Here is an 8781-nt window from a genome sequence, read left to right as displayed (position 1 = left end):
CTCGATGCGCTCGCGCGCCGTCAGCTTGCCCTTGGCGTGCTGCGCCTGGGTCGCCTTCTCACCGGGGCCCGCCACCGCCCGCGCACGGATCTCGTGCAGTTCGGCCACGCGCCCGCGTGCGTCGGCCGGCTCGCTCGGCGCCTCCGTCGGCTCACCCGGTGCCTCATCCAAAACGGTCATGTAGTGACCTTACGAAGGACACGGCGGAATGCGAGCCGTCGACTCCGTACAGTCTCCGGAGCGTTTTCCTGGTACCAGTGAACAGAACCGAACGGGGATGCAGCCGTTCTGACTGCTCAGAGGGCCTGGGCGTTGTAGCCCTCCCACAAATCGCTCAGGGCGGGGCCACCTCGCATTCCAGCGTGTCGCATACCCTCCCCGGAGTGACGCGCAGCCGGAGCCGGCGCCCCGCGGCGAGGACCTCGACCCTGCCGTCGGCCCGTACGACGCGGTGGGCGCACCCACCGTACCCGCCTGCCGGAAGGCGGCCGCCGTCAGCCCCGCCGCGGGCACGGCCACCGCCCGGCAGGCGCGGTCGGCGGCGTCGTTGGCGAGGGCGGTCGGCCAGTGGCGGTCGGCGGCGCGCGGCACGGGCGGCACGGGCGGCGCCCGGGAGAAGGGCCGCCGCCGGCAGAGCGGCGGCGGCCGGGAGGGCGCGGCGGGCGGGCCTTGCGCGGATCCGCTCGCCGGCGGCGTCAGCAGCCGCCGCAGTTGTAGTACAGGACGTCCCAGTGGTTGCCCTCGTCGGCGTAGATGTTGCCGGAGGCGGACTTCCACTGCGGGGCGCCGTCGCCGCGCAGGCCGATGTAGCTGAACGTGTTCTTGATGTAGCTGCCGATGCAGGTGTACTTGCTGTAGTCGAGCTTGTAGCCGTTCCAGTGGGAGTACGTGCCCGAGGCGTGGCCGGTCTCGGTGCCGCCGGTGATGTTCAGCGCGCAGCCGCTGGCCCGTTTGAGGGTCTGGGCGCCCTGGGCGGTGGCGAGGTTGAGCTGCTCGAACGACGTACAGGTCGGGTTGTTGCGGTCGGAGCAGTTGCCGGACGACGACCAGGTGATGCCGACCTCGCGGAACATCGAGGTGGCGGTCGCGTGGCTGATCTTCGTGACGGCGAAGGCGTCGGACGCGGTGCCGACGACGGCGACGCCGGGGGCGACGACCAGGGCGAGGGCGGTCAGGACGGAGCGGATCTTCGTGACTCTCATGGCCTTCAGGGCCGTCACGACCTTGGTGACCTTCATGCGAAACCCTTCCTGCGGCGGGCCGTGCTTCCTGTGGGGCGGCTGTGCAGGTGGTGCAGGCAGAGATGGTGCCCGAGGTCTACGCGCGTTGGCCAGAGTCCGGACGGAGGAAGCCGGAAATCGCCGGGACACGCGACACAAGGCTGTTGAAATTTCAACGGGTCGGAGATACGGTCGACATGGATGGATAGTTCAAGATTAAACATTCAGTGAGGAGGGCCCCATGACCGCCACCGACCTGGGCGCGCTGACCGGCACCTACGAGATCGACCCGGCCCACAGCACCATCGGCTTCACCGTCCGCCACGCGATGGTCACGAACGTCAAGGGCAGCTTCAAGGACTTCTCCGGCACCCTCCACCTGGACGGCACCGACCCGTCCCGGTCCACCGCCTCCCTCGACGTGACGATGGACAGCATCGACACCGGGAACACCGACCGCGACGGGCACCTCAGGAGCGCGGACTTCTTCAAGACCGACGAGTTCCCGACCATGACGTTCCGCTCCACCAAGGCCGAGGCCCTGGGCGAGGACGCGTACCGCATCACCGGTGACCTGAGCATCCTCGGCACCACCCGGCCGATCACCATCGACGTGGAGTTCAACGGCGCCGCGCGGGACCCCTTCGGCAACGAGCGCGTCGGTTTCGAGGGCAAGGCCGAGATCAAGCGCTCCGACTGGGGCCTGACCTGGAACGCGGCCCTGGAGACCGGCGGCGTGCTCGTCTCCGACAAGATCAAGCTGGACTTCGACGTCTCCGCGATCCGCAAGACCGCCTGAGCGCCGCCTCCCCCGCCGCGGCCGGCGACCGACGGCCGGCGCCGGTCCGTGCCGGCGCCGGCACGGACCGGCCCTGTCAGAAACCTCCCCCGAAGTCCCCGCCCCCGCCGCCGAAGTCGCCGCCCCCGCCGAAGTCCCCGCCGCCGAAGTCCCCGCCGCCGAAGTCCCCTCCGAAGTCGCCGGAGTCGAAGTCGCCCCCCGACACGTCCCCGCCCTGGTAACCGCCGAAGTCGCCGTAGCCCGCGCCGTAGTCGGCCGCGTACGCCGGTGCCGCCATCATGCTGCCGAGCAGGGTGCCGACGAGAAGGCCGGGCAGGAGGCCGCCGCCGAAGTAGCCGCCGGCCCAGGGGCCGTAGGCGGGGCCGGCGTCCCAGTAGGGGCGGCGGCCGTAGTCGGTGTCGACCTCGCGGATCACCGGGTCACGGCCCTCGGCCAGCCGGACGCGGTCCGCGGCGCAGACCGGGACGTCGCGGGGTGCGCCGCCCGGGGGCGTCCAGGGGGCGTCGGCGACGGACGGGCCGTGGCGCGGGTCGAAGAAGCACGGCGGGCGCCGCTCGGGCAGCGGGCGGTGGGCGCGGCGGGCGGCGAGCTGGGCGAGGGAGAAACGGCCGTCCTCCAGGGTCTGGGTGACCGCTCGCACGTCCTCCGGGTGGCGGGCCTGCGCCATCAGGGTCTTGGCCTGCTCGTAGGCGTCGAGGGCGCGTTCGTAGTCGGCGCGCATGGCGTCGTCGGCGCCGGGTTCGGCGGGATGGAAGTCGAGGCGGTCGAGCTCCTCGCCGAAGGCGGTGATGTCCTCGTCGACGACGACCCGCAGCTTCTCCAGGGCGGCCTGCTGCTCGGCCTGCCGGCGGTGCCGGCTGCGGCGGACGAGGGTGTACGCGCCCACGCCGCCGGCCGCGAGGACCGCCGCCGTGGTGACCAGCGCGGTGGTGGACACCCCGCCGCTGTCGGAGGAGCCCCAGGTGGCGGGCGCCGAGCCGCCCATGGTGGCCAGGGCGCGGTCGGTGAAGTCGTCGAGCTGGGCCTTGGCGTCCTCCCCCTCGACGCTGGTGACCAGGTTGCGCACGGCGGTCCTCGGCAGGACCACGTGGTCGGCGCGGGCGTCGAAGCGGTCGCCGAGGCGGACGGCGTACAGGCCGGTGACGCCGGTGGCGGTGCGCAGGTCGGTGAAGAGGTTGCGGGTGGGGTAGCCGGCGGGCAGTACGGCGACGAAGAGGGGCTTGTCGGCGTTCCTGATCCGCCGGGCGAGGGCGTCGGCGTCGCCCCGGGACAGGTGCGCGGAGGCGGCCGGGTCGACGTAGACGGGGTTCTCGCGCAGTGCCCGCGCGATCTCCGAGACGCTCGTGACGCCCGGCGCGGTGGTGGCCGCCCCGGCGCGCGGGGCGGCGGGCCACAGGACGGCCAGGGCCGCGAGCAGCAGGGCCGCGAGCAGCGGGGGGAGGCTTCGGGTCCGTATGACGGCCTTCATATCTCGAAGCTACCCGAAGCATCACAAATACGGGCACGGGTGCTGGGGGGAGGGGGTCTGCGGGACCCCCTCCCTCCCCCGGCTCAGCCGGCCGCGCGGTAGGCCCGCAGCAGGTGCGCCGCGGCCGCTCCGTACCGTCCGGTCAGCAGCAGGTGGTCGGCGGCGGCGAAGGGTTGGGCCACCGCCTGCGTCATCCGGTCCCGCACCCGCTGCTGGACGATCAGCCGGGCCCGGGCGACCAGGGCGCGGCCGGTGCGGTCCGCGCCCGCCCGCTCGGCCGCCGCGGCCGCCGCCGCGAGCGCCCTCAGCCGCGCCTCGCCGCCCGCCGGGATCTTGGTGAGTGTGGTCAGGCCCCAGCCGAAGGGGAACTGCGGGTCGTAGGACGCGTCCCCGACGTTGATCGGGAGCTGTGCCTCGGACCTCGGCCAGGTGACCGGGAGCTGCCCGGTGAAGGGGCGGCGGCCGTAGAGGACGTCGGCCACGCCGTCGCCCTCGGTGCCCGGCAGCCAGGAGGCGACGAGCGCGTCGATCCTCCCGAGCCGGTCGCCGAGGAGCTGCGGGCGGCCGGAGACGATCAGCACCGCGCACTTCATGGCCGCGCACACCTTGTCCACGGCGGCCTGGTCGGCGGCGGACAACCGCAGGTCGTGGCCGTTGCCGACGTCGCCGACGCCCTCGGCGTACGGGGTCTCGCCGACGACGACCACGCCCGCGTCGTAGCCGGCCGTGGGCGCGGAGGCGTCCTTGGAGTAGGTGACGTTCCCGCCGGCCTTCCGCATCGCCTGCAGGATCGTGGTGCCCGTGGTGTGGGTGCCGGAGGCGCCCTGCCAGGTGAGGGTCCAGCCGCCGGTCTGGTTGCCGAGGTCGTCGGCGTTGGATCCGGCGACGTACACCTTCTGGTCCTTCCGCAGCGGCAGCAGGCCGCCGGTGTTCTTCAGCAGCACCTGCGACTCGGCGGCGGCCTGCCGGGCCACGGCCCGGTGCGCGGCGGAGCCGATGTCCTTCGCGCCGGTGGTGTCGGCGTAGGGGTGCTCGAACAGGCCCAGCCTGAACTTCTGGGTCAGGATGCGCGAGACGGCGTCGTCGATCCGCTTCTCGTCGATCCGGCCGGCCCTCGCCTCGTCGGCCAGCGTCGCGCTGAACTCCTTGTAGGTGTACGGCACCATCATCATGTCGACGCCCGCGCCGACCGACGCGCGGACCTGGGCGGCGTAGTCGCCGGGGAGTTGGTCGACGGCGTTCCAGTCGCTGATGACGAAGCCGTCGAAGCCCAGGCGCTGCTTGAGCACGCCGGTGACCATGTCGGCGCGGGCGTGCATCTTCACCGGTCCCCTGCCGTCGCCGACGAGGTCGAGCGAGGAGTACGACGGCATGACCGAGCCGATGCCCCGGCCGACGGCCGTGACGTACGGCGCGAGGTGGATCGCCTCCAACTGCCGCCGGGTGACGGTGGTGACGCCCTGGTCGATGGTGTAGGTGCCGGTGGTGGACGAGCCGTAGGCGGTGCCGCCGTCGCCGAGGAAGTGCTTGGCGGTGGCCAGCACCTTGTCGTCGCGGCTCAGGCCGCGGCCGTCGGCGCGGCCCTGGAGGCCCTGGACGACGGTCTCCAGGGACTCCACCAGGGCCGGGTCCTCGCCGAAGGACTCGTAGGAGCGGCCCCAGCGCTCGTCGCGGGTGACGCACAGGCAGGGCGCGAAGTCCCAGGGGATGCCGGTGGCGCGGACCTCACTGGCCGTCACCGAGCCTAGTTTCTCGGCCAGTTGGGGGTCGCGGGTGGCGCCGATGCCGATGTTGTGCGGCGTGATCGTCGCGCCGGCCAGGTTGTTGTGGCCGTGCACCGCGTCCACGCCGTAGATCAGCGGGATCTGCAGGCGGGTGGCCCGCGTGCGCAGCTGGAAGGAGTCGATCATCCGCGCCCACGCCTCGGGGGTGTTGGGCGTCGGGGTGGAGCCGCCGCCGGACAGCAGCGAGCCGAGGGCGTGGGTGGCGATGTCGCCCGGGTCGGTCAGGGCGGCCCGCTCGGCCTGGGTCATCTGCCCGGCCTTCTCCCGCAGCGACATGCGGGAGAGCAGGTCGGCGACGCGTTCGCGCACCGGCAGCCTGCTGTCCAGGTACGGCAGTCCGTGCGCGTCGACCACGACCTGCGGGGTCTCGGCGGGGGCCTTGGCGCCGTCGACGGTCAGCTTCAGCGGGATCGTCTCGGCGGTCTCGGCGGACCTGTCCTTCAGGGTGCGCACGGTGAGGGTGCGGGTGGCGCCGGAGGCGGTGCCCGCGGGGAAGGTCAGGGTGCCGGAGACGGGCGTGTAGTCGGTGCCGGCGGTGGCGGTGCCGCCCGCGGTGTCGTAGGCGACCGTGACGGGCTCGTCGAGGGGGGCGGAGCCGGTGGTGGCGACGGTGACCCGTACCGTGGCGGTGCCGCCCTCCTTGACCGGGTGGACGGCGGCGTCGGTGGTGACGGAGGCGCGCAGGGACGGGTCGGCCCGGCCGTACAGCTCCACCTGGTCCATGGCGAAGTCGCCCCGGGAGCCGGCCGGGAGGGTGACGGCGTAGCCCCACATCCGCGTCAGGCCGAGGACGTGGTCGATGCCGCCGACGGGCTGGTAGTCCGTTCGGTAGGTGAAGTCGGTGAAGGGGAGCTCGATCCGCTTCCAGCCGGTGAAGTCGTCGGTGAAGGAGGTGGTCCACAGCTCGGACGCCTCGCCGTGCGCGCCGCCGTCCTTGATCTCGAAGGCGGTCTTCCGGCCGGTGCCGTGTCCCTCCCACCAGAAGCGGATGCCGCGGTGGGCGGACCAGTCGTGGGCCGGCCGGTCCGCGGCGAAGTCGTGGGTGAAGCCGCCGTAGCCGCTGATGTCGTAGCCGCCGGCGAGGACCCGCTCGCCCTCGGGGACGTCGGCGCGGGCGGCGAGCCGCAGGACGGGCGGGTCGTCGGCGTCGCCGCCCCAGGTGAAGATGGACTCGGCGGGCTGGTGGGCGAAGGGCACCTCCCCCTCGAAGCGGTCGACGGGGACCGGTGCGGGGTCGTCGGCCGCCGAGGCGCCCGCGGCGGTGAGGGGGAGCAGGGCGGCGAGCAGGGCGCCGGAGGCGAGCAGGGCGGTTCTTCGCATGACCTTCCCTTTGGCTCTCGGGGTCCGCGGACGCGACACGTGGCCGCTCGGATGCGCGCACGACTTAGTTCACGCCGTGAGTTAACTGGGGCATCACCGGGGCGTCAAGACTCGGCGCCGGAACCGGTACACGGTCAACCGGCGGCCGGATCACGGTTGTTGAGCGTTCGCCTGGTGAATGCGCGACCCCTTGACGCACCTGCGGAGCCGTCATTTACTCACGGCTCGCACGCCCCACTCCCCCACCCCCCACACCCCGGAAGGGCGGCGCACCATGAGAAGACCCGCACGGTCCGCACGGCTCCTGCTGGCCGGTCTGCTGGCCGGCGCCGGACTCTGCGCCCTGGACGCCCCGTCGGCACACGCCTCCGGCGAGCAGGTCACCGCGTGGCTGACCACCACCGACGACGGCGCCGGACGCCACGTCGTACGCGGCCTTCAGCCGCAGGCCCCGTTCGCGTTCCAGGCCGGCAGCGGCGGCAGCGGCGAGCACATCACCGTCGACGAGAACACCCGCTACCAGACCTTCACCGGCGGCGGCGCCTCCTTCACGGACACCGCGGCCTGGCTGCTGAACAGCAGCGGCGCGCTGTCCCCGGCCACCCGGGACGCCACCCTGCGCAAGCTGTTCTCGCCCACGGACGGCATCGGACTGTCGTTCCTGCGCAACCCGATGGGCGCCTCCGACCTGGCCCGCTACGGCTACACCTACGACGACGTGCCGGCCGGGCAGACCGACCCCGGCCTCACCCGCTTCTCCCTCGCCCACGACCTCGCGGACGTCGTGCCGCTCACCCGGCAGGCGCTCCAACTCAACCCGCAGCTGACGGTGATGGCTTCGCCGTGGACCGCGCCGGCCTGGATGAAGGACAGCGGGCAGCTCAACGGGGGCTGGCTGAAGGCGGAGGACTACGGCGCCTACGCCTCGTACTTCGTGAAGTACCTGCAGGCGTACCAGGACCAGGGCATCCACGTCTCCTACGTCACCGCGCAGAACGAGCCGACGTGCTGCTCCGGCTACCCGTCGATGAGCTGGAACGCCTCCGGCCTGGCCTACTTCACCAAGAACGAGCTGCTGCCCAAGCTGCAGGCGGCCGGGCTGACCACCAAGGTGCTGGCGCACGACTGGAACTGGGACACCTACGACTCCTACGCCGCCCGGACCGTCGACGACCCGGCCGTCCGCTCCCACCCGAACTTCGGCGGGATCGCCTGGCACGGCTACGGCGGCGACGTCACCCAGCAGACGAGCGTGCACAACCGGTACCCGGCGCTGGACGCCTTCGGCACCGAGCACTCCGGCGGCACCTGGATCGCCGACCAGCAGCGCGAGGACATGCTCAACATCGTCGACTACACGCGCAACTGGGCGAAGTCGGTCACCAAGTGGTCGCTGGCGGTGGACCAGAACATGGGCCCGCACAACGGCGGCTGCGGCACCTGCACCGGCCTGGTCACCGTGCACAACGGCGACGGCCGCAGCGGGCAGGTCGACTACACCGTCGAGTACTACGACATGGGGCACCTGACCAAGTTCGTCCGCCCCGGCGCCCGGCGCATCGCCTCCACGGCCTCCACGGCGCTGCCCAACGTGGCCTGGCGCAACCCCGACGGCAGCAAGGCGCTGATCGCCTACAACGGCGCGACGAGCGCGCGGACGGTCACGATCGGCTGGGGCGGCCGGCACGCCACCTACACGGTCCCGGGCCGCACCTCGGTCACCTTCACCTGGTCCGGCACCCAGTCCGGCGGCGGCGAGAAGTCCGGCTCCTTCGTCGGCCTGGCCGGCAAGTGCCTGGACGTGGCGGGCGCCTCGAACGCCAACGGCACCGCCGTGCAGCTCCACGGCTGCAACGGCAGCGCCGCCCAGCGGTGGACGGTGAGGGCGGACGGCTCGATCCAGGCCCTGGGCAAGTGCCTGGACGTCACCGGCGCCTCCACCGCCGACGGCGCCAAGGTGCAGCTCTACGACTGCAACGGCACCGGCGCCCAGCAGTGGTCGTACAACGCCACCACCGGCGACGTCGTGAACATCCCGGCCGGCAAGTGCCTCGACTTCCTCGACTTCCTCGACTTCCTCGACTTCCTCGACGTCACGGACAACTCCTCCGCCGACGGCGCCCGCGCCCAGATCTGGAGCTGCACGGGCGCCGCCAACCAGAAGTGGAGACTGCGGTGAGCCGGTGGCCG

5 protein-coding genes and 1 pseudogene are annotated in these 8781 nt (G+C 72.6%); 2 read left to right on the top strand and 4 right to left on the bottom strand.

The annotated features are described in order from the left end of the window. A pseudogene (locus IE225_RS07015) lies at positions 1-180 on the bottom strand (methylmalonyl-CoA carboxyltransferase); the annotation flags it as partial. A 515-nt stretch (positions 181-695) separates the two neighbouring features. Continuing rightward, positions 696-1202: a hypothetical protein gene (locus tag IE225_RS07010; RefSeq protein WP_190056483.1), complete on the bottom strand. Its 507-nt coding sequence runs from the start codon at positions 1200-1202 to the stop codon at positions 696-698. Between the two features lie 259 nt (positions 1203-1461). On the opposite strand from IE225_RS07010, the gene IE225_RS07005 reads away from it, so the two are divergent. Beyond that, on the top strand, positions 1462-2019 hold the full coding sequence (locus tag IE225_RS07005) for a YceI family protein (RefSeq protein ID WP_190056454.1): 558 nt from the start codon (positions 1462-1464) through the stop codon (positions 2017-2019). Positions 2020-2095: 76 nt separating this feature from the next. Here IE225_RS07005 and IE225_RS07000 read toward each other — a convergent pair whose 3' ends face one another. Next, positions 2096-3487, bottom strand: coding sequence for a hypothetical protein (locus tag IE225_RS07000; RefSeq protein WP_190056453.1), 1392 nt, complete (start codon positions 3485-3487; stop codon positions 2096-2098). An 83-nt stretch (positions 3488-3570) separates the two neighbouring features. Continuing rightward, entirely contained in the window at positions 3571-6591 is a 3021-nt protein-coding gene (locus IE225_RS06995) for a glycoside hydrolase family 3 protein (protein WP_190056452.1), read from the bottom strand. A gap of 274 nt (positions 6592-6865) precedes the next feature. On the opposite strand from IE225_RS06995, the gene IE225_RS06990 reads away from it, so the two are divergent. Then, the gene (locus IE225_RS06990; protein ID WP_190056451.1) at positions 6866-8770 is read left to right on the top strand and encodes a ricin-type beta-trefoil lectin domain protein; all 1905 of its coding nucleotides are present in this window, start codon (positions 6866-6868) and stop codon (positions 8768-8770) included. Positions 8771-8781 lie beyond the last annotated feature (11 nt).

It is taken from the genome of Streptomyces echinoruber, assembly GCF_014651135.1.
Taxonomy (GTDB): Bacteria; Actinomycetota; Actinomycetes; order Streptomycetales; family Streptomycetaceae; genus Streptomyces; species Streptomyces echinoruber.
The sequence above is the reverse complement of the archived record's forward strand: the minus strand, read 5'-3'. Positions and strand labels throughout refer to the sequence as shown.